This is a genomic window from Rubidibacter lacunae KORDI 51-2, assembly GCF_000473895.1.
GTDB classification, from domain to species: Bacteria; Cyanobacteriota; Cyanobacteriia; order Cyanobacteriales; family Rubidibacteraceae; genus Rubidibacter; species Rubidibacter lacunae.
Map to the genome: position 1 here is coordinate 15054 of NZ_ASSJ01000021.1, position 25052 is coordinate 40105.

General features: G+C 56.8%; 22 protein-coding genes. 13 read left to right on the forward strand and 9 right to left on the reverse strand.

Going from position 1 to position 25052, the window contains the following annotated elements; genetic code table 11:
• The first annotated feature begins 236 nt into the window (after nucleotides 1-236).
• From rpmH to KR51_RS04070, 8 genes are all read left to right on the forward strand, one after another.
• Nucleotides 237-374 (forward strand): 50S ribosomal protein L34, encoded by a 138-nt coding sequence (gene rpmH, locus KR51_RS18005; protein WP_022605105.1) that lies wholly within the window; start codon nucleotides 237-239, stop codon nucleotides 372-374.
• Nucleotides 375-825: 451 nt separating this feature from the next.
• On the forward strand, nucleotides 826-1203 hold the full coding sequence (gene rnpA / locus KR51_RS18010) for a ribonuclease P protein component (protein ID WP_022605106.1): 378 nt from the start codon (nucleotides 826-828) through the stop codon (nucleotides 1201-1203).
• Nucleotides 1175-1573 (forward strand): PH domain-containing protein, encoded by a 399-nt coding sequence (locus KR51_RS04045; protein WP_022605108.1) that lies wholly within the window; start codon nucleotides 1175-1177, stop codon nucleotides 1571-1573. The genes rnpA and KR51_RS04045 overlap by 29 nt, the downstream gene beginning before the upstream one ends.
• A 147-nt stretch (nucleotides 1574-1720) precedes the next feature.
• A complete protein-coding gene (gene yidC, locus KR51_RS04050; RefSeq protein WP_022605110.1) occupies nucleotides 1721-2890 on the forward strand; it encodes a membrane protein insertase YidC in 1170 nt (389 codons plus the stop codon).
• Nucleotides 2887-3411, forward strand: coding sequence for a Jag family protein (locus tag KR51_RS04055; RefSeq protein WP_084202388.1), 525 nt, complete (start codon nucleotides 2887-2889; stop codon nucleotides 3409-3411). Before yidC ends, KR51_RS04055 begins: the two co-directional genes overlap by 4 nt.
• Before the next feature lie 57 nt (nucleotides 3412-3468).
• Entirely contained in the window at nucleotides 3469-3975 is a 507-nt protein-coding gene (locus KR51_RS04060; RefSeq protein ID WP_022605115.1) for a YceD family protein, read from the forward strand.
• 87 nt (nucleotides 3976-4062) lie between these two features.
• Complete coding sequence (locus tag KR51_RS04065) at nucleotides 4063-5580, forward strand: AAA family ATPase (protein ID WP_022605117.1); 1518 nt, start codon at nucleotides 4063-4065, stop codon at nucleotides 5578-5580.
• Between the two features lie 36 nt (nucleotides 5581-5616).
• Nucleotides 5617-6114, forward strand: coding sequence for an SH3 domain-containing protein (locus tag KR51_RS04070; RefSeq protein ID WP_022605119.1), 498 nt, complete (start codon nucleotides 5617-5619; stop codon nucleotides 6112-6114).
• A gap of 120 nt (nucleotides 6115-6234) precedes the next feature.
• Here KR51_RS04070 and KR51_RS04075 read toward each other — a convergent pair whose 3' ends face one another.
• The 5 genes from KR51_RS04075 to KR51_RS04095 all read right to left on the reverse strand — a co-directional run bounded on the left by KR51_RS04075 (nucleotide 6235) and on the right by KR51_RS04095 (nucleotide 14896).
• Entirely contained in the window at nucleotides 6235-7575 is a 1341-nt protein-coding gene (locus tag KR51_RS04075) for an aminopeptidase P N-terminal domain-containing protein (protein ID WP_022605121.1), read from the reverse strand.
• 128 nt (nucleotides 7576-7703) lie between these two features.
• Nucleotides 7704-10928, reverse strand: coding sequence for an efflux RND transporter permease subunit (locus KR51_RS04080; RefSeq protein ID WP_022605123.1), 3225 nt, complete (start codon nucleotides 10926-10928; stop codon nucleotides 7704-7706).
• A gap of 200 nt (nucleotides 10929-11128) precedes the next feature.
• A complete protein-coding gene (locus KR51_RS04085; RefSeq protein WP_022605125.1) occupies nucleotides 11129-12034 on the reverse strand; it encodes a hypothetical protein in 906 nt (301 codons plus the stop codon).
• Between the two features lie 483 nt (nucleotides 12035-12517).
• Nucleotides 12518-13504 carry an NAD(P)H-binding protein gene (locus KR51_RS04090; protein ID WP_022605127.1) on the reverse strand — a complete coding sequence of 329 codons (987 nt, stop codon included), beginning with the start codon at nucleotides 13502-13504 and terminating at the stop codon, nucleotides 12518-12520.
• A gap of 1125 nt (nucleotides 13505-14629) precedes the next feature.
• Nucleotides 14630-14896, reverse strand: a complete 267-nt coding sequence (locus KR51_RS04095) for a YciI family protein (RefSeq protein WP_022605129.1) — start codon at nucleotides 14894-14896, stop codon at nucleotides 14630-14632.
• A 505-nt stretch (nucleotides 14897-15401) separates the two neighbouring features.
• Between KR51_RS04095 and KR51_RS20875 the strand changes: the two genes are divergently transcribed.
• Nucleotides 15402-15524, forward strand: coding sequence for a hypothetical protein (locus KR51_RS20875; protein WP_269634874.1), 123 nt, complete (start codon nucleotides 15402-15404; stop codon nucleotides 15522-15524).
• 60 nt (nucleotides 15525-15584) lie between these two features.
• On the opposite strand, the gene petL is transcribed toward KR51_RS20875, so the two are convergent.
• Complete coding sequence (gene petL / locus KR51_RS17265; protein ID WP_022605133.1) at nucleotides 15585-15677, reverse strand: cytochrome b6-f complex subunit PetL; 93 nt, start codon at nucleotides 15675-15677, stop codon at nucleotides 15585-15587.
• Between the two features lie 242 nt (nucleotides 15678-15919).
• On the opposite strand from petL, the gene KR51_RS04100 reads away from it, so the two are divergent.
• Nucleotides 15920-17665, forward strand: coding sequence for an ABC transporter ATP-binding protein/permease (locus KR51_RS04100; protein ID WP_022605135.1), 1746 nt, complete (start codon nucleotides 15920-15922; stop codon nucleotides 17663-17665).
• A 367-nt stretch (nucleotides 17666-18032) separates the two neighbouring features.
• Here KR51_RS04100 and KR51_RS04105 read toward each other — a convergent pair whose 3' ends face one another.
• Nucleotides 18033-18356: a hypothetical protein gene (locus tag KR51_RS04105; RefSeq protein ID WP_022605137.1), complete on the reverse strand. Its 324-nt coding sequence runs from the start codon at nucleotides 18354-18356 to the stop codon at nucleotides 18033-18035.
• A gap of 409 nt (nucleotides 18357-18765) precedes the next feature.
• Here KR51_RS04105 and KR51_RS04110 point away from each other — a divergent pair, with 409 nt between their 5' ends.
• Nucleotides 18766-19647 (forward strand): energy-coupling factor transporter transmembrane component T family protein, encoded by an 882-nt coding sequence (locus tag KR51_RS04110; RefSeq protein ID WP_022605138.1) that lies wholly within the window; start codon nucleotides 18766-18768, stop codon nucleotides 19645-19647.
• 96 nt (nucleotides 19648-19743) lie between these two features.
• Here KR51_RS04110 and KR51_RS04115 read toward each other — a convergent pair whose 3' ends face one another.
• On the reverse strand, nucleotides 19744-20121 hold the full coding sequence (locus KR51_RS04115) for a DUF4278 domain-containing protein (RefSeq protein WP_022605140.1): 378 nt from the start codon (nucleotides 20119-20121) through the stop codon (nucleotides 19744-19746).
• Nucleotides 20122-20445: 324 nt separating this feature from the next.
• Nucleotides 20446-20709, reverse strand: a complete 264-nt coding sequence (locus KR51_RS04120) for a DUF4278 domain-containing protein (RefSeq protein ID WP_232214523.1) — start codon at nucleotides 20707-20709, stop codon at nucleotides 20446-20448.
• 412 nt (nucleotides 20710-21121) lie between these two features.
• Here KR51_RS04120 and KR51_RS04125 point away from each other — a divergent pair, with 412 nt between their 5' ends.
• Together KR51_RS04125 and fusA are read left to right on the forward strand one after the other, a co-directional pair.
• Nucleotides 21122-21937, forward strand: coding sequence for a Tab2 family RNA-binding protein (locus tag KR51_RS04125; protein WP_040655098.1), 816 nt, complete (start codon nucleotides 21122-21124; stop codon nucleotides 21935-21937).
• A gap of 311 nt (nucleotides 21938-22248) precedes the next feature.
• Entirely contained in the window at nucleotides 22249-24336 is a 2088-nt protein-coding gene (fusA, locus tag KR51_RS04130) for an elongation factor G (protein ID WP_022605150.1), read from the forward strand.
• The last annotated feature ends 716 nt before the right edge of the window (nucleotides 24337-25052 follow it).

Genomic DNA, 25052 nt, shown 5'->3' on the forward strand with positions numbered 1-25052 from the left:
CATTCCGACTTTATGACGGGACAGGAGTTTCAGCGAGCTGCTCTACCAGAACTCAGCTTTCTGTTCGCAAAAAACCGAATTGCGCCGAGTTTAATTGTTTATACCGAGCCGAGACTCCGAGTACGCCTATGTCCTGAGCATTTAGTCACGGTGTTTCGTGGTGCTCACAGTCGTGAGTTACAATAGTAATCCTTGCTTTTTGTAGTTTCTAGCGCGATTAGGCACGAGGACAGGAGATGGCTCAGCAAACTCTACGTGGCACCAGGCTCAAACAGAAGCGCAAGCTCGGATTCCGCGCGCGCATGCGAACGAAGACCGGTCGCCGGGTCATCAATGCCCGCCGGAGTAAAGGACGCGCGCGCTTGAGTGTATAAGCTGCCAGCGTTACGTAGTTAAAGTTCCTTTCCCTCAGAAAAACTGATGTCGCCGAGCTTCGGACGCGCAGCGATCGCAGTCGTCCACTAGCGAATTGGGATTTTGGATTTTGGCGCACTCTGCGTTGCTTTTGAGCTTATCGCCTCAAAGCTGCAGCTACATGACCAAGACCACCCCTGGCTAAAACCTCTCAATCTTGTCGCTCCTATAAACGCATTTGAGCTCGCTCGGCACCGGTTTTGAATTAGGGTTGGACCTAGGGTATTAGCCTACGCAAAGCCCCTCCCCACTGCAGGCAGGTTTCTTGAAGCAGAGTGAGCCGCTTTCTCGGTTCGCGAGTTACTGCTGGTGGGGGTCTCGGTCGGACTGTATTTTACTGGCCTATATATTTTTTGTACAATCATCGGATCCGCACTCATCTAGTTGGATTTAAAGCTTCGTGGTCTTAGCGTGGGATTACCGAAAGCTTACCGCCTCAAACATCGTCAGGATTTCCAGTCTGTCTACCGCCGCGGGCGCAGCGAGCGCGGGTGCTTTATATTGCTGCGTGTCTTACCGGCCCCGGAGGATCGTTCGCTACCATCCCGCGTCGGCATCGTCGTCAGCAAGAAAGTCAGCAAGCATGCTGTTACGCGCAATCGCATCAAGCGTCGCCTGCGATCGGTATGGAAGCATCTAAGCCCTAGAATCGCAACGGGTTGGCGGGTGGTTGTTTCAGCGCGTTCGGGTGCAGTCGAATGCGAATATGAAGATCTTTTGCGAGAATTAGAAGAACTGTTGAAGCGTGTCGAGGTTTTATATGGGCATTCGCGAAACCACTTTCTTTGAGGGCGGTCCCCATATTGGGGATCTCATAATCAATATATTGTTGGGCTTTACGGTCATCTGCTTACCCCTGACCGTTGGCGCGATCGTCCGCGCGATCTGGCTGCGCTATCGCATCACGGATCGTCGTATTTCCGTTACGGGCGGCTGGGGGGGGCGCGATCGCTCCGACATCGTTTACTCAGAAGTTGCCCGGGTCGTGCGCGTCTCGCGCGGAATCGGATTGTGGGGCGATATCGTCGTAACCTTGCGCGACAAGACTCGTTTGGAAATGCGCGCGCTGCCCCGCTACCGGGAAATCCACGAGTACATCACCGAGCGCGCGTCGGAGAAGACGGGCAAGCCCGTCGAGGAGATTTCGGCACGCGTGTAATATCTCTTCTGGCAAGGTAGGGAAAACCGCACTGCAAGCGAGCAATCGTTCGTCACAGCTCGAACCGCTAGCGGTGCAAATGCCGAGAAGTTTCGATAAAGTAGGACTGACACGGACGTTGCGGCGCAAGCGCCCGCAGGCTAACGCATGGATTTCGGTATCGGATTTCTGTCCAACAACGTTATGCTGCCGATCCTGGATTTCTTCTACGGGATCGTGCCGAGCTATGGCTTTGCAATCGTCGCCTTAACGCTGGTGATTCGCTTCGCACTCTATCCACTCAGCGTGGGGCAAATTCGCAACATGCGCCGCATGCGAGTTGCCCAACCGTTGATGCAGAAACAGGTCAAAGAGGTTCAGGAGCGTTATAAGGAGGACCCGGTAAAGCAGCGCGAAGCTATGAGCGAGATATATAAAGAATTTGGCAATCCGCTAGCGGGGTGCTTCCCGTTGCTGTTGCAGATGCCGATTCTGTTTGCTCTATTTGCAACGCTGCGGGGCTCGCCATTTTCTGGAGCTGACTATACATTTGACGTCCAAGTTCTGCCGCGCGAGCAGGTCGAGTACGTGCAGACGCAGCCGATGTTTGCGGACACCAAAAACGTTTACATCAAGAAGGGCGTTCACTATTCCCTGCAAGCTCTTTTGCCTGCTGGTAACAAGCTTTTTGTTGGCGAAGCAGCTCGCGTCGATTTTCAAACCCAAGATGGGCGATCGCTCCAGTCGCTCCTTGAGGAATATTCCGACAGCTCCCTCAAGCCTCAGTTTCAGGTAACTAAAGGCAGCGATCGCCTTCGACTGACCGAGGACGGTCAAATCATTGCCCTGGAACCGGGCGATGCGACTATTCAAGCCAGTTTGCCCGGCGTTGCTCGAGATGAAGGGTTCTTGTTTATCGAGGCTCTCGGTCGCATTGGCGTTAAGGGTGACGGCGGAACCATTCACTGGGACATCCTTGGTATGGTTCTGTTCTTTGGCGTCAACTTGTACCTCAATCAACAGTTATCAGGCGGTCAATCCCCCACTGGCAGCGACGACACGCAGCAGCAGCAGCAGGCTATTAGCAAGATAACCCCCGTTCTATTCACCGGGATGTTCCTGTTTTTTCCTCTGCCGGCTGGGGTGCTGATGTATATGACGATCGCCAACGCTTTCCAAACTGCCCAGACTTTTATCTTGTCGCGCGAGCCGCTCCCGGACAACCTCCAGAAAATCGTCGACCAGCAGGAGAAAGAAAAAGCTCAGCAGGGGCGCGAGAAATTGCCGTTTGAGAAGCGTGCGGGCAAGAAAAAAGAGAAAGCACCAGGTAAAGGATGATGACAACTCCAAAGCAAGCGCAGCGCGGGCAAGAATGGCTGGAGTCGGTTATTGCACTTATGGGAATTCCGGCCGGCGTCAGCACGACCTTCCCCGATGCGGAAGACGAGACAGCCAGTTGCTGGCTGACAGTCGATTCAGCAGCGCTAAGCGAGGGCCAGCTCGCCGTACTGTTGGGCAGCCAAGAGGGTTGCGGCCGCAGCGAACCCTTAGACGCACTGCAATACTTGGCAAACACGCTATTAAATTTAGGCGTGCCTGACGAGGAGCAGCAAGCGTTCACGACCGAGTTAAACGGCTATCGCCTCCGGCGCCAGCAAGAGCTACAAACACTCGCCGACGCCGTAGCGCAGCAAGTCCGCGATACCGGTGAGGAGGCAGAGATGAAGGAACTGTCCTCAGCCGAGCGCCGTCAGGTGCATAGCTTCCTCAAGCGCTACGACGATCTCGAAACCTACAGTCGCGGTCAGGAACCCGATCGACGCTTGGCGGTCAAGCTGCGATCGCCGGATCGAGCTTAGCAACAGGCACGCAGGGTTGCCCAGTCCGACTGAACCCTTTACCAGCGTGGACGCGAGATGAAACCAATCTATATACCGCACTTGCTGACCGCCCCCGAGCGGCGGCGGACGCTACAGATTGAAGATCGCATCTCCGGTTTGGAGACTCTGACACCCGTTCGCGGCAAGCTTGTCGTCACTCATTGCGGAACTTATTTGGAGGTTGCAGCCAGTGCCGAGGCGATCGTGACGTTGACCTGCGATCGCACGCTTCAGCAATACAACCACAAGTTAAGTCTCGATACGAGCGAGATCATCTGGCTCGACGACCGCGACAATTTGGCGGATGTGGGACCGGGCGAGCGAGAAGTTTCGGCAGAGGAACTCACCGAAAGCCTATCCTCGCAGGGGCATTTCGAGCCAGAAGCGTGGCTATACGAGCAAATGTGTTTGGCTATGCCAATGCGGCGGCTCAATGACGACTCCAGTCCCGTTGGGACCTACGACTATCGCGATGCACCCTATGCAGACAATCGTTTTGCCGCGTTGGCAGTTCTGAAGGAGCAGCTGTCTTCTCAGAATTAGCCCCGTCGACGCCCTACGCGAGGTCTGTGGGAACGGCGCCGGGGGGGGCGTTCCCACACCTAACGATGGAGCACGAGATCCTGAGCTATGAGCTTCAGCGAAGAGTTCGAACTGCTTTTGCGCGCACGCTACCCGCTACTGTACATTCCAACCCCAGAAGAAGAGCGCCTCGAAGCAGAGATAGTAGCTTGCGCGCGCCGCATGGGCGATCGCGCTGTATACGCGTGGGATTTTGTCGACGGCTATCGGGATAATCCTAACAACGCAGGGGTAGCGCAGCGCAATCCATTGCAGGCGCTGGAATTTGCCGAGAAACTGCCAGCCAATGCGGGCGGGATCGTCGTCCTCCGAGATTTCCATCGCTTCCTCGAAGACGTTGCCGTTGCGCGCAAGCTTCGTAACCTGGCACGCCAGCTCAAAGCGCGGCCGGTCAACGTGGCGATTGTATCGCCGCAGTTGGTTGTGCCACCCGACCTCAGTGAGGTGCTGACGGTGGTAGATTTTCCGCTACCGACGGCAGATAACATTGCTCGCGAGCTGGAGCGCTTGTTGGCTCCGCTGGCACAGGGGCTGCCGGAGTCGACGCGCGACGAGTTGGTCCGGGCGGCACGCGGGCTATCTCTGGAGCGCATTCGCCGGGTACTGTCGCGGGCGATCGCCTTGCACGGGGAGGTGCGGGCGGACGATGTGGAGCTGATGTTGGAGGAGAAGCGACAGTCGGTCCGCCAAACGCAAATTTTAGATTTCTATCCGGCCACCGAGCAGATGTCAGATATCGGCGGCTTAGACAATCTGAAGGATTGGCTGTTGCGCCGGGGGTGCGCCTTTGCCGATCGCGCGCGGGCATATGGTTTGCCGCACCCGCGCGGGCTACTTTTGGTAGGCATTCAGGGGACGGGCAAGTCGCTAACGGCTAAGGCGATCGCTCATACCTGGCATTTACCGCTGTTGAGGCTGGACGTGGGGCGGCTGTTTGGCGGATTGGTTGGCGAATCCGAGTCGCGGACGCGTCAGGGGTTGGCGCTAGCCGAAGCGCTGGCACCGTGTGTTTTGTGGATCGACGAAATAGACAAGGCATTTGCCGGTGCCGAGGGGCGAGGCGATGCGGGAACGAGCAGCCGCGTATTCGGAACGTTTATTACTTGGATGGCCGAGAAGCGATCGCCCGTGTTCGTGGTGGCAACAGCGAATAACATCCGCGCGCTGCCGCCGGAGCTGCTGCGCAAGGGGCGCTTTGACGAGATCTTCTTTGTCGGGCTGCCAGAAACCGAAGAACGACGGGAGATTTTTGCCGTACACTTAGGGCGATTGCGCCCGCACAATCTCAAGGAGTTCGACCTAGAGCGACTGGGATACGAAACACCGGAGTTTTCTGGGGCAGAGATCGAGCAGGCGATCGTGGAAGCGATGCACACCGGCTTCAGCCAAAACCGGGATTTCACGACGGAGGATATCCTGGAAGCGTGCAGCCAGATCGTGCCGCTAGCGCGGACAGCACGCGAGGAGATTCAGTATCTCCAGGATTGGGTGGCGGCAGGGAAGGCGCGCTTGGCGTCGCGCACTAGCGATCTCACCCGTCGGATCCAGCAACAATTGCGGGATTAAAAGGTTGGTCGAGTTTATCGTTCGAGCGCGCTACTTATGAACTGGGTCGGACTGATTCAATTAATTCTGGGCTTCATCTTTGGCATTGCCCTGTTCGTCGGTGCTGGTGTTGGCGCGGGCTATTATTTTCTGTCCCGTTTGGCTGATGCACCGCCACCCCCCACGTTCCCCCCTCCAGAAGAACAGCCAGCCGTTAGCGAACCGACCGAGCCCGAGGAGCCCACGACCGAGTTTGCTGAAACAACAGGAGCTGCCGAGCCGGAGCTTGAGCCAAAAACACCGACCTTTGAGGAGCGCTTCGGACCTTCCGCCTATCGCGCTTTCGTAACTTGGCCCGAAGGATTGCGATTGCGATCGGAACCGGGTGATGGAGGTGAAGCGATCGGGGGAGTTGCGTTCGATCAAGAACTCGTGATTCTCGGCACGAGCGACGACGGCGTCTGGCAGCGGGTTCACGTGCAGGCAACCGGTGAAGAAGCTTGGGTAAAGGCCGGCAACGTCCGTCGGGCAGACGAACCCGCAACCACTCCATAACCGCGATCGCCCTCCGTCAAGAACAGCTGCTCCCGAGGCAGCACGCAAATCAAACAAATTAGTAGACGTTTCGGCAGTCTCCTCAGCTGCAATTGCTGGCCACCCGCCGATTGGGCAAAGCTATTGGACCCAGGCAACGTTGCGACGCTCCATGTCTTCAACGGATTTCGGTAGGGCTGCGGTCAGGACTTCCTGCCCGGCCGCCGTGACTAACACATCGTCCTCGATTCGAATGCCGATGCCCCGCCAGCGATCGTCGACTTCAGGTTGGTCTTCTGCCGGTTTGACATCGGGCGCGATGTAAATTCCTGGCTCGACGGTCAAGACGTGACCGGGCTGGAGGGGTTGCCAGCGATCGTCGCCGAGCTTGTACGCACCCACATCATGGACGTCAACCCCCAGCCAGTGACCGGTTCGGTGCATGTAATAGGGCTTATACTTTTCTTCCTCGATCAGCTGGTCAACGTTGCCCTTGAGGATACCGAGTTCGACGAAACCTTCAACGAGAACGCGAACGGCTTTATCGTGAAACGCATTGTACGGATTCCCCGGTTTGACTTCTGCGATCGCCTGTTGTTGAGCTTCTAGTACGAGTTCGTAAAGCAACTTTTGCTCCGTCGTAAACCGCCCGCCAACCGGGAACGTGCGCGTGATGTCGGAGTTGTAATAGTCATAGGAGCATCCGGCATCGATGAGGAGTAAGTCGCTATCTTGCATCTGGCGCGAGTTCTCAATGTAATGCAAGATGCAAGCATTGACTCCGGAGGCGACGATCGACGGATATGCAGGTCCGAGCGCGCCGCGTTTGCGGAAAACGTATTCCAGTTCGGCTTGGATTTCATACTCGTAGCAACCGGGACGCGTGACTTCAAATGCCCGAGCGTGGGCGTCGACGGCAATCTCCGCAGCGCGGCGCATGAGGGCCAGTTCGGCAGGGCTTTTCACCATGCGCAGTGGGTGAAAGATCGCGCGCGGGTCCTCTAGGGCAATCGGACCGCGACCTTCTTTTTGATACTTGGCAAGCTGCCGCTGCCAGTGGGCGATGACCTTGGTGTCGAAGGCGCGATCGCGCCCCATGCGGTGATAAATGCGATCGGCTTTTTCGATATACTGTGGTAGCTTTTCGTCGAGTTCGTCAATTGAATAGGCAATGTCGGCACCATATCGTTCCTTAGCCGCATCGACGCCCGCACGCAACCCGACCCAGGTCTCCTTCTCGGGATCTTTCGGTTGGACGAACAACACGAACTGGTGTTCTTCGTGATGCGGGGTAAACACCGCCACAGCCGACGGTTCGTCGAAACCGGTCAGGTAATAAAAATCGCTGTCTTGGCGGAACGAATATTCCACATCGTTGTGCATCACGGCCATCGGCGCGCTGCGGAATAGGGCAGTGCCCCCGCCGATTTTTTCCAGTAGCGCCTCGCGACGCTGGCGATATTCTGCAGGCGCGATCGTCATGAAACCTACTGGTGCGATTGTTGCTAAAGTCCCAGGTTCATTCTGGAGGACTGCAAATGTAACTCAATGTTAACTCACTCGGCTAGCCGGTTCTTAAAATAGCGCGATCGCTGGCAATTGCGACCGACTTAGTTGCGATCTCCGCTCGGGTCGGAGGAAGCTGTTTGCGAAAGTGCCAGTCTCGGGCGGCCACGTCGAGTGAGGCGCCGCGGTCCCCGCGGGCGGGGCGGATCGTGCAGTAACACGTAGAAGCACGGGACCAAAAATAGCGTCAGCACCGTTGCCAGCGATAGTCCCGAGAACACCACCACGCCAAGCGGTTGCAGGAACTCCGAGCCCTCGCCTGCTCCGACTGCTAAGGGAAATAGTCCGAGTACAGTCGTCAGCGTCGTCATCAAAATCGGACGCAGGCGCTGCGGTGCCGCTTGCAAAATCGCTACCTGGTGGGAGATGCGATCGCGATCGCGAATTTGGTTGGCCAGCTCCACCATCACAATGGCGTTGTTGACGACAATACCGACTAGCAACACCGCACCGACTATTGCCGTTGCCCCCACAGCCGTATCAGTCACAAACAAACCAAAAATCCCGCCGCTCAGCGCAAACGGTACTGCTAGCCCGATCGCCAGCGGATCGAGCAGCGAATTATATTGAATCGCCATGACGGCAAAGACTAAGAAGGACGCCAGTCCGGCCAGCAGCACCAGCGATCCTTGCAGGGACTCATTGGCGCGGGCGGCGAAGCTGGGCAGCCGCGTCACACCGGGCGGCAGTTTCACGTCCGCCAGCAGTGCATCGACTTCCGCCAGAGCGTTGCTGAGGGTGGCGCCGTCGGTCAGAGTCCCGGAGATCGCGAACACTTCGCGCTGGTCGATGCGCTCGATTTCGCCCGGCGCGCTCCCGCGCTCGATCGCGGCGATGTCGCCGAGGCGCACGAAGCGCCCGTCGCCGGCGAATAACGGAATGGCGCGTAGTTGCTGGGCTTGCTGGACGGAACCGGGTGGGAGCTTTACGCGCACGTCCACCAATCGATCCGCACGTTGCAGCTGCGTGGGAACGGAGCCACCAAGAGCGGTTTGAATTGTTTCACCAATTTCTTCGGCCGTCAGTCCGAGGTCTGCGGAGCGTTCCCAGTCCGGTCGAATTTGTATTTCTTGTTGCGGATCTGCGACATCGGGGCGGAAGCGAGCGAGTTTTGCTTGGCGGAGGGCAGCCAGCACTTGCTTGCCCGCTTGCTGGAGTGCTGCCGAGTCGCCACCTTGCAGTAGGACATCGATTTCCGCACGCACGGGTGAGTTGCTTGTAATCAGGCCGCGCACGGATTCTGGGAACCCGCGCAACTCAATATCGAGCGGGGAGAGGGCGTCGAACTCTTGCTGGATGCGATCGATAACCGCTGCAACGTTGCTGCCCGGCTGCAAGGTAATCGTGCTCGAGCTACGCAGGGCATTCTCGCTCGTGGAGGTACCGAACAGAAAGCCACCGACTGTCGTGAAGGCGTAGTTGACTTCTGGTTGTGCCAGGACGATGCGATCGACGTCCTGCATGACCGCGCGGTTAGTTTCAATGGTCGTCCCCGGCAGAAACTGCACGATTATACGGGCCTGTCCCGTGCTGATGCGCGGCAAGATTTCCTGCGAAAGCCGACCTGCCATCCACAGGCTGCCGCACCCTAGGACGATCGCCGCGATCGCCAACACCACCAAGCGCCACCGCACGACCCCGTCCAGCAGGCGACCGTACTGCTGGGTCAATCCTGCAAAGTGGGCGTCGAAGGAGCGAATGGGCGCAAATTGCTTCAAGCCGCTGGACCGCGGAATCGCCAGCAGGCGCGATGACAGAGCGGGCACGACCGTCAAAGCGACTGCCAGCGATGCAGCCACTGCAAAGGAGATCGTCAACACCAGCTCGTTAAACAGGAGTGAGATGAACCCGCCCGCGAGCAAAAACGGCAAGACGGCAACGAGGTTGGTCGCCGTGGACGCAAATAGAGCCGACTCCAGTTCTCGACTGCTGGCTTCAGCTCGGGCAATCACGGACGCGGGGTCTAGCGGTCCGGCGGCGGCGCGATCGCGCTCCACCCCGGCGACAATGCTTTCGAGCATGACGATCGCGTTATCCACGACGATGCCGACGCCGAGTGCCAAACCGCCCAGGCTGAAGATATTGAGCGATAGACCGAATAAGGCCATTGCCACCAGCGACGCCACGATCGTCAAAGGAATGGCAAGCACAATCACAAGTGTCTGTCGCAGCGAGCCCAGGAACAACAGAACCACGAGTGCGGCAAGTGTCGCGCCGACGAGTCCGGCAACAGCCACATTCCGCAACGAACTGCGGATAAAGCGCGACTCGTCGAGGGTAGGAGTCAGTGCCAGGTCGGCGGGGATCGAGCCATTTGCGGACAAAGACTCCAAGCGCGCCTTGACCCTATCGACAACCTGCACGGTGTTGGCATCGGGCTGCTTCTGGATGCTGACTTTTACGGCGGGCGTGCCATTGAGCGTCACAAAGAGCCGCTGTTCCTCGGTCCCGTCGGTGACGGTGGCAATGTCGCGCAAATACACTTGCTGGGGTGGATCGGAGTTGGCGATCGCGATCGCCAGGTTGCGGATGTCGTCGGCGCTGTCAAAGCGTCCGTTCAGGCGCGTCAGGGCTTCTTCGCTGCCGCCGCGCAGCTGCCCGCCGGAAATATCTTGGTTGCGCTCGCGCAGTGCAGCAAGCACGTCGGCGAGGTCGATGCCGGTTGCTTGCAGGCGCTGGAGGTCCACGGCAACGCGCACTTCCTCGCGGACGCCGCCGGAAACATCGGTGTTGGCTACACCGGGCACGCGGTTCAGCTCGCGGGCGAGTTCTTCATCGGCAAATACCCGTAGCTCCATATCCGAACGCGATGCCGAGGCTAGGGCGAATTCATAGACCGGCAACTGAGAGGGGTCGAACGGAAACAGGCGCGGCTGATCGATCGTGTCGGGCAGGCTGTCGCGTGCGCGGTTGAGGGAGGCAGTCGCGTCGTTGAGGGCGCGATCTAGGTTGCCGCCGGGTTCGAAGAACAAGTCAAGGCTGATGCGTCCTTCGCGGGTGCGCGAGAAAATCTGCACCGCTCCTTCAGTCTGAGCTAGGGCGGATTCCAGCGGTCTCGTTACTGAGTCGACAGCAACATCAGGAGCAACCCCAGGGGCGTCTGCACGCACGCCGATGCGCGGATAGACAATCGACGGCAGCAAGTCTACGGGCAAGCGCGAGGTGGCAAAAAGCCCCAGCACCACAACCGTTAGCGTCAGCATCAGCGTGCCAATGTATCGCCGTATGGCAAGACCGGCTAGACTCGGGCGGGGCGGTGGAGCGGTCATGAACCTCGCAGAGGCTGGCAAAGATCGATCGCCAGCTGTTTCGACTCACTCAAGATAGTGACACGTTCGCGATCGCCCGCTCAGCCCCTCGGGCGATCGGCTCAAGCCGAACGCGATTCGTCCGCGATCGTGCTGGGTGCGGATGCGTAGCACGGAGTAACTGCGGAGCTGCCGGTCTGTCCGCGGCGGGTCGGTAAATGCTACCAATCCAAGAGGTTTTTGAGGGTGGCCCCAACGGCGATGTAAAAGTTTCCTTCCTCTTGAGACCGAAACAATTGGAAAGGGCTGTCGGGAGCCCCTACGAACGGCCGCAAGCGCCAGCCGAGTTGCATCCCGACAACGCTGTAGAGAAGGATCCAGATTTTTAGCAAGAGATTGTTGAGTCGTTGCTCCATGCGGTAGGCAAGATAGCGGCAGCCGCGATAGAGATACCTCACCCCGTAAATCCCACACAGTGCCATGAGTCCCACGTGCATTAACAGTACGAATGAATAGCTGCCAGTGGTAGTGGTGAAGAAAAAAGCGACTGGTGCCAGACTAGCCAAAAGCACGGCTGTCGTGCCCAGAGTCGTGACCATGAGAGCCACGGTTTGGACAAAGCGAAAGCGTTGTCCCAGCAAGACGTTAAATGTATATAGCGAAGGAATACAAATCAGCGCAGTTAGCATGAACAATAGCGGGAGCTTTAAGCCAGAAGAGATTGCCTGGAGCGGGCCGCTACTCAGTCCCATCACAAAACCGTAAACCCCCGAAAGAAGCGCACACAACACTGCCATAGAGACAATAATTCGTGGCAGCTGTCGTTGCGTATGAATTTGTTCGAAGATTGCCGTTTGCGCTCTGAGAATGTAGTCGAGGAACTGGATGATGAGATGTAGCGTACTGCTCTCGGCGATCGCTTTCCGCAACGACCGGGCTTCCTCTTCGTCGAGGGCATTAGTGCAGAATTTGTCTTCCCATCCCTCTTCCACATGGGATTTCTTTGTTTTTCGGGGCTTGCGTCGAGACGTTGGTTCGGCATCGAGCGGGGGCGGCATGCTTACTTCGGGCTCGACGTATTCCGCATCAACTTCTGAGGTCGCCCGATCGGGTTTATGAGGTTGCATCGCTCCTCTTTAAATCTTTCGTCTTGGTCTTCCCTGAATAGTAATCTCCCATTCGATCTGCTCGAGTCGGATACAGTCGGCTAAAACGTCGGATCGAGTCGGATCGAAAGTCGGGAACTTAAGTAGGGTTTGCTGAAAAAGTCCACATAACGAATTTAGGAGGCAGAGAGCTTATGGAATCTGGCTTTTACCATCTAGCCCCAGCTTTTTGCCTCGGATTCACGGCCCAAGTGCAAGGGTTTTGAGGCTCTGGTGCCTATAAACTTGCACTTTTCTGGCATAGAAAACGCTGAGAACGTTTCATTGCGGAGACTCCAGCCTTTTTCAGCAAGCCCTAAGTACAAGAGCATTTGGATCCGCGGCCAGCTCCAATAAGACGCTTTGCAGTTTGGGGAGCAGGCGTAAAAAATCCCCGTTCGGGAAAACGAGGAGGTGTTAGAAATAGAATCGGGCTTCGATCGGTTCGGTTACTGCTAGATTCGGTTAGGACTTGGTCTTGAACGGAGAGCGCTTCTTCTTCTTTTTCTCGCGCGCTTTTTCTTTCTCGTAGCCAATTTCCTTCAGCTTTTTGAGGATGCGTCCGAAGTAGTCTTGGAGGTATTCCTCTAGCGTTGACATCTCTTGCGGATCGAGCCCCAGGATTGCGTAGGTTTCGTCCATCGGCGCGTTCATGGGCTTGTCACTGGCCAGCACTTCCGCGAAGATCAGGCGATCGCTCGCGTTACGGGTCCAGGCAAAAAAACGAGTCAGCCGATACATGAACCGCAATAGCCCCAGCGGCAATCGCGAAATCCGTGCGGTTTTATCCGACAACCGCTCGCATAAGGCGATCGTCTCGCTAGCAGTCCATGCGCGCGGACCCACGACTGGAAAACTACGATTGGTTGCCTCCGGCACTTCAACTGCCCGGACGACAAACTTCGCCACATCCTGAGTATTCATGTAGGCAACCGGCGTACCATCCCCCGATACCCAGACAGCCTGACCGTCCAGAATCGGAATGGCATATTGACCGATTAACCCTTGCATAAAACCAGCCGGACGCAAAATAGTGTATTTCAACCCGGATTCTGCCAAAAACGTCTCCGTGCAGTGCTTGATTTCCATCAACGGCACGTTAGGGAATGCTTCGGCATTCAGAATCGATAGAAATACGTAACGCCCCACCTGCGCCCGCGCTGCCGCCTGAATGAGGTTGACCTTACCATCCCAATCCACCGCCCGAATGCTGACGGATTCGGTTGGGCGGGCCGTCGCTGCGTCAATCACAGCATCCGCACCTTCTAGTGCTGGAGGTAAGGTTTCGGGTTTGCAGATATCGCCTTTGACGATCTCGGCGCCCCACTCCTTGAGAAACGCGGCTTTGCGGGGATTCCGGACCAAACAGCGCACGACATGTCCTTCATCGATCGCCCGCCGCGCGATCTGTCTGCCCAAGGTGCCTGACGCACCAACGATCGTAAGTTTCATTCAGGAATGAGGAGATCTTAAAGTTTCAATAAGATTCTATCAGATTCCCCCCACCGTCCCCCGGAAACGCGCTATGTGGCGCCGATCGCATTGTTGGGCATCCTTCCTTAGCTCGAACTGTTGACAGCATTGGCTTCAATTCCCCATCCTCAAAACAGTAGCAAGTTGCCATTCGTTTCAGTAGAGCTTGTCCAGCCGCTCGCAGTTTCGAGAGTCGAGTTGGCGCAGTTGCATCTTTAGCAGCCGTATTCAAGGAATTGGCAGCGAGGTGAGTAAGTATGTCGATTGTCAGCGCCCTGTCCTTAGAAGATTGTCAGCGCCCTGTCGTTAGAAAGAGTTGATGTCGTTACGGCGGCCAAAATCCCAGATGCTCAGAAATACCTGCAGCTGGCGATCGCGTCCGGGCAGCACCTCACTCTCAAGCTAACCAAGGAAATTCAGCCGCAATCAGTGATTTTGCAACTCGGCGATCGCATCGGGATCGACGGGGTGCAGAAACACAAACTCGGCAGCATTAAACTCAACGCGTGGGCGTTGCAGGCGAGGTGGCGGATGAGATAATCGCCCGCAGGCGCGCAGTCTGTCAAGTTTGACGCAATTGTTACCCCTGCGGCCAAACCGAAGGCAAAGGCGAAGAAATTAGAGCGCAGCCTCGTTTGCCAGAAATCTTCTTGTTGCAAGCGCGGTGCGAAACCGGTCTATCGCGCGCTCGAGACGGAAGAAGACGAGCGCGTGGTGGCGATCGTGTCGCGGTCAAAGCAACGGGTTGCATGAAGCAATGCAAGCGCGGACCCTGCGTTTCCCTCGCTGGCAGCAAAGCGCGGTATCTTCGCGTTGCGGCAGATAGCGTTCCCAGCCTGCTGGACGAGGACTTTCGAACTGAGGAGCTCGTCGCACAGGTTGTCAGTTTATCTCTCTGAGCCGAGTTGCAGCCAAGCTGCGATCGGGTGGGTCGGCACGTCAGGTGCGCGTTGGGTGCAGACAGGATAAGAACTCCTGGGCTGCTGCCAGGCCCGAATCCAGGGACGACTCGACAAGGTTGCCACTGCACCAGTTGCCGGTGCAGGTCAGCGGTAATGGTAGGGCGATCGCGACAAAAGACTGCAACCTGTCTGGAAGCGCTCGTTACTCTACCACGACGCACCACTCGTGCAACTCGTATTCAACGCAGTGGTTTCGAACGAGCGGGTCTCGCGCGACGATCGCTTCAGCAGCTGCCAACGACTCGGCTTCGAATAAGAGCATCCCGCCACCGTAGCTCGCCCAATAACCGGTGCGCGCTTTGTAACCAGCAGCGATCAGCTCTTTGACATAGGCAATGTGGGCGGGAACGTAGCGATCGAAAGTCGTTTTATCGACGATGCCGCGTTCGACTTTGACGAAGAGGGGCATGGGTTGCGGTATCCGGTAGTCGAGTTGCAGGAAACATGTGCTTTGTCAGCGAGTGAGGAGAGGAAGCAGTCATTCAGGATTTTAGAGCAAACGGTCGTCGGACAAGCGATCGCGAGCGACGTCGAGCCGCTTTGTGGTGCGAACGAACCGAACCTCATAAACTGCTATTGATTCAGGGCGATCGTTATGAACGGGGAAGGGACGGAAGCGCGGTCGGTTGGAATGGCAATGCTTGAAAGCTTTCAAAGCAGACAGCTGTATCGAGTTGATGCTGCACTGAGGAGCTCGTTGATTTTGTGTTTCCCCCACCATGCCGAAGTTGTCGGGGACGGTGCACCACCGACCGCCGCGATGCGACCTTCTTAGCCACCGGGCGATCGCCATGGGCATGCCGTCAGGGCAAAACCCCAACACTGATGAGAACACTTGCGAGCCTACCGTTTTGGCAAAACAGGATTTGCCTGACCGAAGAGGTTAGGCACCGCCGTATCGTTGGAGCATGGGGTTGGCATTCTACTGGCGCACGATCGCGATGGCATGCTGCTCCAAACGCACGGACGAACCGATTCCGGAGACCGCCCTGCACGCCGATCGAGAAGTTGCGAGTGCGTGTTTAGAAAAGCGTTAAATGCGCACCGGCACCTGCTCGCCGGCGCGCGGCTCGTATCCGTCCGTAATGCCGGGAAGTTTAGATAATCTTGGCGGCACGCAAGCCGTAGTACAAGCCGAACGCGAATGCTGTGAAGCCGACGAGAATGCCCAGGTAAACAACGGCTGCCATTGGTGAATCTCCTCTAGAAGCAGTAAGCAACAATACTTTAGCGCTTAACGCGGTAGACTCAACCGAACGTGGAGTGCCAACTCAGTATTTACACTGATATGGGCCGTTCGGAAGCACCGCGGTCGCGAGAGCAGTCATAATAGCAAGCAACCGAACGCCGACGTGCGCACCGGCTAACGCTACGCGGACGGTGATGCGCTGCTAGCACGCTCGGCTTAAGCTTTTTCAGGGGTTTACACTGCATGAGAACTCAGTTGCGAGAGTCGCAAGGATCGGAAAACTGGCTGAGTCAGTTTCTCATAGCAGCAGGACGCTTCTGGTCGGTTGCCAAGCTTTACTGGTTTGGTCCGGAGCGCTGGCGGGCGTTAGGCTTGCTGACCGTGGCGATCCTAATGCTGGGAGTGTCAACCGCACTGGGAGTGTTCCTCAACGGAAAGCGCGGCGAGATCGTCACAGCGCTTGCAGAACGAAATGAATCGAGCTTCGGTCAAGCTGTACTGTTTTACCTGCTGACCTTAATTTTTTTCGTCCCGTTGTTTGCTAGCTTGAATTACCTGTTTCAGCTGCTCGGATTGTTCTGGCGGCGCTGGTTGACGGACTTCTTTCTCGGGGGATACTTCCGCGATCGGTCCTACTACAAGCTGGCAAGTGAGGAAAATATCGACAACCCAGACCAACGAATCTCGCAGGACGTGCGAAGCTTCACTCAGCTATCGCTTTTCTATTTTTTGATCTTTGCGAGTGCTCTCTTCGATATTGTCGGCTACGGAACTCAACTTTGGTCGATTTCGCCATGGCTGGTTGGGTTTTTGGCGATCTACTCTGCGATCGGCATCTTTGTCGTGACAGGTATCTTTGGGAAAGTGCTGGTTCGGCTGAACTTCGAACAGCTAAAACGCGAGGCGAACTTCCGCTTCGGCCTGGTCCGCCTCCGCGAGAACGCCGAGCCGATTGCCTTCTATCGCGGCGAACAACAGGAAAAAGACCATCTCGACGATCGCTTTACCGACATATTCAACAATTTCAGGCGTCTGATTTTGTGGCGGGAGCTGGGTCTCGGCTCGTTTACAAATGCATATCGAAACATCACCTTTGTGTTACCGTATCTTATTCTGGCGCCCCGAGTACTCAATGAAGGTTTGGAACTCGGGCAGGTCGATGCCGCCCGCGGAGCATTTCTACAAGTATTTTTAAGCCTGAACCTCATCGTCGATCGCTTCGAAGGATTGACGGAATTCGGTGCGGGTATCGATCGCGTTTGCAGCTTCGAACGAGTGCTGCGCCGCCGCAGCAGCGAGGAGGACGACACTCAGCAACCCCATATCGATATCCTGCCGAGCCAAGAGATTGCCCTCACCAACGTAACGCTGCAAACACCAAATTATCAGCGCACGCTCGTGCGCAATTTGGACCTAACGGTGCCGGGGCATGGATTGCTGATCGTTGGGGCCAGCGGCTGCGGCAAAAGCTCGCTACTGCGGGCAATCGCCGGGCTGTGGGATTCGGGTTCGGGTAAAGTCCAGCGGCCGGACCTCAACGAGATCCTATTTTTACCGCAGCGGCCCTACATGGTGCTCGGCACGCTGCGCGATCAGCTGCTTTACCCGAGCAAGCAACTGGACTTGAGCGATGACGATCTCCAGCAGGTGCTCGAGCAGGTCAACCTGCCTGACACGGCAGCGCGATCGGGCGGGCTGGACGCGCAACACAACTGGTCGGAAGAGCTTTCCTTGGGCGAGCAACAGCGACTGGCATTTGCGCGCATTCTCACGAACAAGCCGCGCTACGTCATCCTCGACGAGTCCACGAGCGCGCTCGATACCGATAACGAAGAGCACCTCTACAGCCTGCTTCAGGAATCGGGCGTGACCTACGTGAGCGTCGGGCACCGTCCCACCCTTCGAAAGTTCCACCAGCTCGTACTGGAGCTGTCTGGCGACCAACAGTGGCATTTGCAGCCAGCCGGCACGTCCGAACCGAGTGCTTGAAGACCTGGAACTGTCCTCCCCTCGCTAAGCAAACGCGTGGGGAGATTCTGGCTAGGGGTTCTTTTGTGCGAAAAGCATCTTATATGTTTAGGTCGATTTGGTAATGATAGTTTTGATGAATCTTGGGAAGCGGCATGAAGCGATTCCTTGTCCTGGTCGAGCCAGCACTGCGACTGAAAATAAGCGGCCATCTACCTGCTTACCAGATCGCACTGAAAGCCGGCAGTTCTCGATGTAAAAATTCCGTGTAAACGAAATCTCCAAATGCCACGAGCGGCTCGCCCCTGGCATTTGGAGATAAAAAAGTTCTGCCGCTTAAAAAGTTCTGCCGCGGTCGTGCTAGCGGCGTTCGCTCGGCAACCAGCAATTACGACATCGGTGCTGCTTCCGGTGCTTCCGGCGCTTGTTCGTTCGGGCGGACGTAGACCGGCGGCTCGGTAATCACGCCAACGAGATCGTCGCTGGAGAAGCAGAGACTTGCCCGACCGGCTTCGACGGGGATTTGGAACAGCGAGCGACGGCCGGTATTTTGCGCGCGTTCGAGCACGGCACCGAGCAGGCTCCTCAGCAACGGAGTATCGCTTTTAAGGGCTAGCGTTTCCTTATAACCGCCGCGCAGGATAACCTTAACGACGATATCTTGCCCTTCAGTAGCTTGAGCGGCGTCTTGCGTGGGTATGCTCGCGGTCATGCAAATGTCTCCTGATAAATGTCTGTTGTTACCTAAATGTCTGTGTCGTCTGTAATGCTTGCGTCGTCTGTGACGCCGGCTCTGCCTCTGTGCGGTCTCGGACAAATATAACAAAACGTTTTGAGATCTGTAGTTAAGGAGACATTAAACTCGCATTTGCGTGCGGGCAGAAAACTGAAACCTTCTAGTTCGAGCGACTTGGCGAGATAGCAACCAACTGAGGGGTTGCGCCGCCGCAGGACTCTCGCACGACAAGAAGGGCAAGGACGCCGGCGAGTAAGGAGGCAGATGACTTGCCCCAATCATGCTTTGCAAGAGATCGCCCGACTCGCTGGCCGTGTGGCTCCTACGGTAGGCTGGAGCGGACGTGCTCGGTTTCCCCAAACGGCTGTGAATCTCTAGGAATTGCATGGATCTACTGCGATCGCTGCCCCTCGGTTTGTACCTCGAGCATCCGGTGACGTGGATGCATCGGCTCGACGCGCGCGTCAAATTTATCTGGTTGATGGGCTTCCTACTGACACCGATCCTGGCGAACGCCGCCTGGCGAATCGGATTAGTGGGATTGCTGATGTTGCTGGCCCTCGCAGCTGGGATTCCACTGCGGGTGTGGAAACAGCAGCTCGGATGGTTGCTCGTCCTTTGCAGCTTGGTGTTTGTGCTAACCTGCATTTTTAATGATGGATTGGCGGCAAGTACAACCGCCCGTCTACCCGCCTTGGACCTCGACCTACCTCAGCCCGGCCGCTACGACTACATCGTTGTCTCGACGGGCAAAATCCGCGTTACGCAACGATCGCTGGAATTGGGGATTTTGGTGAGTACGCTAATTTTTACCGTGCTCTACAGTTCGAGTCTGTATTTACTGACAACCGCTCCCGAGGAAATCGCAGCCGGCCTCGAAGCACTGATGCGGCCGCTACGTTACCTGAAAGTTCCCGTGACGGAAGTTGCTTTGACGCTGACGCTATCGCTGCGCTTCATTCCCCTCGTACTCGAGGAAATTCAGAACTTAGCTCGTTCGATCGGCACCCGCGCGATTGACTGGAAGCAGTTGGGCTTGCGCCGCAGTATCCAACTATGGTTGCTGGTTGCCGAACGCCTTCTTGCCAACTTACTATTGCGTGCCGAACAGATTGCGATCGCAATGGACGTGCGCGGTTTTACGAGTCCCGATACCCATCGCGTTCGCTGGCACGACCTGCGCCTGCGGAGCGGAGACTGGTTGGCAGCCCTCGCGTTGGTAGTGTTCCTTGTGGGACGAGCGATCTGGGGGAACAAATCCGCATAGGTTCCTACAAACGCGCCGGCGTTCAGAATCTCATGCCATCCCCCATTGCTCTTTTTTAGAACAACGGCTTGCCAAGCTGTTGTTGAGTTCCCCGCTCTACTTCAACGACAGCTGCCGGCACTCGTCTCCCAAAGGTAAGGGTTGCACTAAACGCTCGTCCCCCTTACTGCGGGCAACAATCAGGCGTCGCTCGAGGTTCCCCTGGACGCTAGTACGCACAAATGATGACGTAGTTTCGTGTAGGGGTTGCTGCTCGTCTAGCGGCGTTGCCGGATGCGCCGCCTGTAGGGTCGTGCTGGGATTGCAGGTTGCACCGCGATAGGTTCGTTGCGATCGCGATCGCTGTTCGGGAACGTGACGCAGGTAGCGATAGTGCCAGTTTTGCGCGCGATACTTGCCACCCGTGTCGCCGAGTTGAATATCGATCTCTAACGGCTGCCAATCCGTCTCAATGCCGCGGTAGGTGAGTTTCATCACGATTTTTAAACGATTATTTAAGCGTGTTGATGGAGATCTGAATCGATCCATCGGGCTACTCGCCTGCAGCTAGTTCTGCCCTAAAAAAAGCCAGGGGTGGATGCGGAAAGTTTGAAAGATCGTTAGCAATAAAGCGTCTTGTAAGCTTGCTTTTGCCCTCAGGTATTCTCTCGGAACCACTTCCGAGAGAATAGGCGTTGGAGACTTAGCGAGCGATCGCCGAGCTCCTGAAGAACGCAGGCTGCCGTGGAAATTTTCAGCAGATACCTACTCAACTTGAAATTAGATGCTGATGGGGACCTAAGTATCCGCAAACGCGCTTTAGACCTGATAGTCGACGCCACGGTAGGTCATTTGTTTGTGGCTGACACGCCGAACGCTTTGCTTGGGATGGTGTAAACGCCAAGGCGAGCCGCGGTAGGTGCCGCCAACCTCTCCTTCTTCAACTTCAAGCGCGGACGGCTGGTAATGGTAATGGACGCCACGAAACAGGAACTCCATAATGTTTTCCTCTAGGCTGTAGACAAATCGCGCTTGGCAGCGGTCTTCTCCCATAGCAGGTCGCCTGCGAGGGGCATTTGTCATGGGATCTTTACCTGCTCGCTAGCATTTTAGTCCAGAAATTCTGTATCGTGTTTAACGGTTTGTGTTCCATGTCACCATGTTCGGATAAGTTTTTTTAAGCAAATCCTGACATTGGAGTGCATAATTACAGCCTTACCCCGCCTCCCCGATGCAAGCGGCGCTCCAACGGTGTTGGTCCCAGAAGCTCGAGCAGAGAGCTGGAGTATTTGCACATGCAGGCATTGAGTCGCGCAGCTCCGACCGACCGCTCAGCTGTGCCCGTCTTCCAAGGGACTGGTGTCAAATCGCAAGTACGATCAGGCAGCATCCCGACTGACGGGGAGTTGCAATGGGGAGTAATGCCTCTGGACGAGGTGACAGCATTGGGGAAAGTGCGCTAAGTTGCCGATTCGTACTCCCCAAAAAAATCTCCATGCCCTGGCAGGTCGATCTCTTCCGCCGCCCGTTAAGTGACGATCGCGGTGAGACGTTATGGGAACTACTAGTCTGCGATCCGTCCGACGGTAAGGTGCAGGACGCACGAGCTCCGCAGTCTCAGGTTGGAACGGCTTGGCTTGCCGCTCGGCTGCAGGCAATGGGACCGCTTCCCGAGCGCCTGCAAGTTTTTCGTCCGCAAGCGCTCGGACCGATCCGCGCGGCCGCGCAACAGCTCGGGCTGTCCGTCGAGCCGACGCGGCGCACGCACTTGCTCAAGCAAGCACTCCGCGATCGCTGTGCCAGCTATGCAAACGTCGAATTCGATCCGTTGGCGCTCGACCGACCGCCCCCACAACCTGTCCCCGAGACGCTGTGGGGCGATCGCTGGCAATTTGCCGCGCTGCCAGCTGGCGAGTTAAGTGCCACCCTGGCTACGCTGCCGATTCCCATCCGCAACCTCCCCGCAGATTTGCTGCCGCGGACTCTCGGCATTGCCGCCGCCGCCCGCATTCCCGGCATCGCGATCGCGGGCGGGCGACGGTCGCGCCAACTTGCCCGTTGGTTGGAGGAGGCGAAACCATTTGCTGTAGAGTACCTGCCGGCTGAGACCGCTGGCTCGGGTGGACTGATTCTCGAAGCCGGTTTGCACGATCGCTGGATCCTCTCCACATTTGAGGACGCTGAGGTGACGGCAGCGGCGCAAACTTACTGCGATCGCCGAGACGTCGTCCGGGGGCTGCATTTTCTGCTCGTTCAACCCGACGACACCGGGAAGACCTACAGCGGACTTTGGTTGCTGCAGGCACTCTAAACCTAGGGTGGGGAGCGGCTGTAGGCGATCGCGCGACCGCCTTGTGTAATCGAACTGGCGAGTGGAGCGTCGAGAGCTTGCAACGTTATGTCAAGATACTTTACATAGGGTTGTGTCGCGCTATCGGCGCGAACGGATGGCCGGTCGTGTCAAGGGCAGTTGCAGTTTGCATCGGGACGTAGCGTCATCAAGCGCTCGAATGCCATCAAATACTTGCTGCCTCGCTCGACGCGGCGGCAGTCCCTGCGCGATCGGCGCCGATCGCAGCGGCGAATCGCCGACCATTCGTAGCACTCAGTAAGAGAGCCATCATGAAGAAAGACATCACTCGCTATCGCAATATCGGCATCTTCGCCCACGTAGACGCGGGCAAGACGACCACTACCGAGCGGATCCTCAAGCTCACCGGCAAAATTCACAAGATCGGCGAGGTGCACGAAGGCGCGGCGACGACCGACTTTATGGAGCAGGAACAAGAGCGCGGAATTACGATTCAGTCCGCTGCTACGAGCTGCTTTTGGAGCGACCACCAGCTCAACATTATCGATACGCCCGGTCACGTTGATTTCACCATCGAGGTGTATCGGTCCTTGAAGGTTCTCGACGGCGGTATTGGGGTTTTCTGCGGCTCAGGCGGAGTCGAACCGCAGTCTGAAACCAACTGGCGCTACGCGAATGATTCCAAGGTTGCGCGGATTATTTACGTCAACAAACTCGACCGCATCGGTGCGGACTTTTTTAACGTTGTCAAGCAAGTTGAAAACGTGCTGGCAGCCAGACCCTTGGTGATGGTATTGCCCATCGGTCACGAAAGCGACTTCACAGGCGTTGTCGATCTGCTATCGCGCGAGGCGTGGGTGTGGGACGACTCCGGCGACCCGCTGAAATACGAGATCCAAGACGTGCCTGCCGACATGGCTGATGACGTAGAGACGTACCGGGAGCAACTAATTGAAACTGCGTTAGAGCAAGACGACGACCTGCTCGAGCAGTACCTTGAGGGCGAGGAGCCGAGTGTCGAGGATATCAAGCGCTGCATTCGCAAAGGCACCATCGAATTGGCCTTCTTCCCGACTTACTGCGGCTCTTCATTCAAGAACAAGGGCGTCCAGTTAGTGCTCAATGCAGTGGTCGATTACCTGCCCAACCCGACCGAGGTTCCGCCGCAACCGATCGTCGACCTGGAAGGGCACGAAACCGGCGATTACGCTTACATCGATCCCGAGAAACCGCTGCGGGCGCTGGCGTTCAAGATCATGGACGATCGCTACGGCGCGCTGACCTTTACGCGCTTGTACTCGGGAAGTTTGAGCAAAGGCGACACGATTCTCGATACGGCAACGGGCAAAAGCGAGCGCGTCAGCCGCTTGGTGGAGATGCACGCCAACTCCCGCGAGGAAGTCGAGAGCGTTCAAGCCGGCGACATCGTGGCGATTGTGGGTATGAAGGGCGTTCAAACCGGTCACACGCTCTGCGACCCGAAAAACCCAGCCACCTTGGAGCCCATGGTCTTCCCGGACCCAGTCATTTCAATCGCCGTGAAGCCCAAGGACAAGGGCTCGACGGAAAAGATGAGCTTGGCACTCAGCAAGATGGTTCAAGAAGACCCGTCCTTCCAGGTTGAAACTGACCAGGAAAGCAACGAAACCATCATCAAGGGCATGGGTGAGCTGCACTTGGACATCAAAGTCGATATCCTCAAGCGCACCTATGGTGTGGAAGTGGAAGTCGGCAAGCCGCAAGTTGCCTACCGCGAGTCCATTGCCAAGCGCATCGAAGACAGCTACACCCACAAGAAGCAATCCGGTGGTTCCGGTCAATACGGCAAGATCGACTACGTGATCGAACCCGGCGAAACTGGCAGTGGCTTCTCCTTTGAGTCCAAGGTTACGGGCGGCAACGTGCCGCGCGAGTACTGGCCGGCAGTGCAAAAGGGCTTCGAGTCCTGCGTGGACAAGGGCGTCCTGGCAGGGTTCCCGGTCGTGGATCTAAAGGTGACGCTGACCGACGGTGGCTTCCACGCGGTGGACTCATCGGCGATCGCCTTCGAGATCGCGGCGAAGGCAGCTTACCGTCAGACGCTGCCCAAAGCAGCTCCGCTGCTACTCGAGCCGATTATGAAGGTGGACGTGTTCGCACCCGACGACTATATCGGCGACGTGATCGGCGACCTCAACCGCCGCCGCGGCATCATCAACTCCCAGGAGTCCGGTGCGATGGGCGTGCGGATTAAGTCCGAGGTCCCGCTGGCGGAAATGTTCGGGTACATCGGCGATTTACGGACGATGACTTCCGGACGCGGTCAATTCTCCATGGAGTTCTCGCACTACGCCCCCTGCCCGAGCAACGTGCAGCAAGAGGTAATTGCTGAAGTGAAGGAACGTCAAGCTGCTGCCTAAAGTGCACGAGTTAAGAGATCGCGTCCGGTGCGATCTCTTAGCAGCAAGATCGGTTCGGCAACCCAGGGGCGATCTCAGATCGCCACTGGTTTATCACCACACACTCGAAGGCTTCTAACCTTCAGATCTAGTTCTGGCAGACGATTCCTCCCTCATACGCCCGCCCGCCTTCGTTGCCAGAAACTTCAAGGTGTTGAGTTTCGCTTTACCACGTTGCGTGCCGCTCGTCCCGAGCGCGTCTTGGGCTGAGTCCGCCTCCTTCCCGACGGGTGCGTCGAAGCCTTATTCGAGGGCGATCGCGCTGCTGTTTAGGCGATGGTGACATGGTGTCAAAGTTGGCCGTCTAGCTGCTGTTGAGCGGGATATCCAAACCCATCCCGAACCTCCCGAACGGCTAACTGACTTCATTATCTGCAGTTAGCTTCTGCACTTCACGAGCTCGCTTCAAATGCAGCTTCGGCATGGTCTTAAGAGCAACTCAAAAAGCTTTCTGATTGTGGCGTACCTGTAGGTGAAATGCTCGTGCTGCATTACCGACCTTCAGTCTTGAGAGAATTAATCGAGGTGCCTTAGATATTTATTGCGCTCGCTTTCCAAGCTGAGGAGCTTGTTGCTCTTCAGGTGCGTAACCGAGCTGAAGCATCCTCCGAGTTCCCGGGCGATCTCGCGACTGGGCTGATACTGCGAAATTCCACGTGCGCGCAACAGAGCTAGCG

Coding starts and splice junctions, on each gene's coding strand:
- KR51_RS04070 (WP_022605119.1), top strand. CDS start 5,617: ATGAACTGGGTCGGACTGATTCAATTAATTCTGGGCTTCATCTTTGGC.
- KR51_RS04095 (WP_022605129.1), bottom strand. CDS start 14,896: ATGCCCCTCTTCGTCAAAGTCGAACGCGGCATCGTCGATAAAACGACT.
- KR51_RS04085 (WP_022605125.1), bottom strand. CDS start 12,034: ATGCAACCTCATAAACCCGATCGGGCGACCTCAGAAGTTGATGCGGAA.
- KR51_RS04105 (WP_022605137.1), bottom strand. CDS start 18,356: ATGACCGCGAGCATACCCACGCAAGACGCCGCTCAAGCTACTGAAGGG.
- KR51_RS04080 (WP_022605123.1), bottom strand. CDS start 10,928: ATGACCGCTCCACCGCCCCGCCCGAGTCTAGCCGGTCTTGCCATACGG.
- KR51_RS04065 (WP_022605117.1), top strand. CDS start 4,063: ATGAGCTTCAGCGAAGAGTTCGAACTGCTTTTGCGCGCACGCTACCCG.
- KR51_RS04115 (WP_022605140.1), bottom strand. CDS start 20,121: ATGAAACTCACCTACCGCGGCATTGAGACGGATTGGCAGCCGTTAGAG.
- KR51_RS04075 (WP_022605121.1), bottom strand. CDS start 7,575: ATGACGATCGCGCCTGCAGAATATCGCCAGCGTCGCGAGGCGCTACTG.
- petL (WP_022605133.1), bottom strand. CDS start 15,677: ATGGCAGCCGTTGTTTACCTGGGCATTCTCGTCGGCTTCACAGCATTC.
- yidC (WP_022605110.1), top strand. CDS start 1,721: ATGGATTTCGGTATCGGATTTCTGTCCAACAACGTTATGCTGCCGATC.
- KR51_RS04100 (WP_022605135.1), top strand. CDS start 15,920: ATGAGAACTCAGTTGCGAGAGTCGCAAGGATCGGAAAACTGGCTGAGT.
- KR51_RS04060 (WP_022605115.1), top strand. CDS start 3,469: ATGAAACCAATCTATATACCGCACTTGCTGACCGCCCCCGAGCGGCGG.
- KR51_RS04120 (WP_232214523.1), bottom strand. CDS start 20,709: ATGACAAATGCCCCTCGCAGGCGACCTGCTATGGGAGAAGACCGCTGC.
- KR51_RS04090 (WP_022605127.1), bottom strand. CDS start 13,504: ATGAAACTTACGATCGTTGGTGCGTCAGGCACCTTGGGCAGACAGATC.
- KR51_RS04110 (WP_022605138.1), top strand. CDS start 18,766: ATGGATCTACTGCGATCGCTGCCCCTCGGTTTGTACCTCGAGCATCCG.
- KR51_RS04045 (WP_022605108.1), top strand. CDS start 1,175: ATGGGCATTCGCGAAACCACTTTCTTTGAGGGCGGTCCCCATATTGGG.
- fusA (WP_022605150.1), top strand. CDS start 22,249: ATGAAGAAAGACATCACTCGCTATCGCAATATCGGCATCTTCGCCCAC.
- KR51_RS04125 (WP_040655098.1), top strand. CDS start 21,122: ATGCCCTGGCAGGTCGATCTCTTCCGCCGCCCGTTAAGTGACGATCGC.
- KR51_RS04055 (WP_084202388.1), top strand. CDS start 2,887: ATGATGACAACTCCAAAGCAAGCGCAGCGCGGGCAAGAATGGCTGGAG.
- rpmH (WP_022605105.1), top strand. CDS start 237: ATGGCTCAGCAAACTCTACGTGGCACCAGGCTCAAACAGAAGCGCAAG.